Origin of the sequence: Halomonas marinisediminis, assembly GCF_004347715.1 — a bacterium.
In the GTDB taxonomy this organism is placed as follows: Bacteria; Pseudomonadota; Gammaproteobacteria; order Pseudomonadales; family Halomonadaceae; genus Halomonas; species Halomonas icarae.
This window is the reverse complement of record NZ_SLTR01000131.1, coordinates 1-332: the sequence shown is the minus strand read 5'-3', so window position 1 is coordinate 332 and position 332 is coordinate 1. Positions and strand designations below refer to the sequence as shown.

1 protein-coding gene is annotated in these 332 nt (G+C 67.5%); it reads right to left on the bottom strand.

All coding sequences use genetic code 11. The features are described 5' to 3' along the window. A partial coding sequence (locus E0702_RS16105; RefSeq protein WP_205741973.1) for a glutathione S-transferase family protein occupies positions 1–332 on the bottom strand: 332 nt, incomplete at both ends.

Below are 332 nucleotides of genomic sequence, written 5' to 3'. Positions count from 1 at the left end.
GCTTTGAGCCCGTCGAGCCAGCGGTCGATATTCGGGTATTCGGCGCGGTCGAACCCGAACGGTTCGGGATAGAAAAGGTAGGAGCAGCAGGAGATGTCGGCGGCAGTCACGTCGGGCCCCACGAGCCAGTCCCGGCCTGCGAGCGCGGCATCCAGCGTCCTGAGCGCGCCGCGCAGGCGGCCCTGGTGCCAGGCGATGACCTCGGCGGGTTGTTTGTAGGCGGGCAGGAAGTTCATCAGGAACCGGGTGACGCCCGCGACGGAGGACATCTTGTGATTGTCCCAGAGCACCCAGCGCAGCACATCGCGCCGGATCGCCGGGTCGTGCAGGCC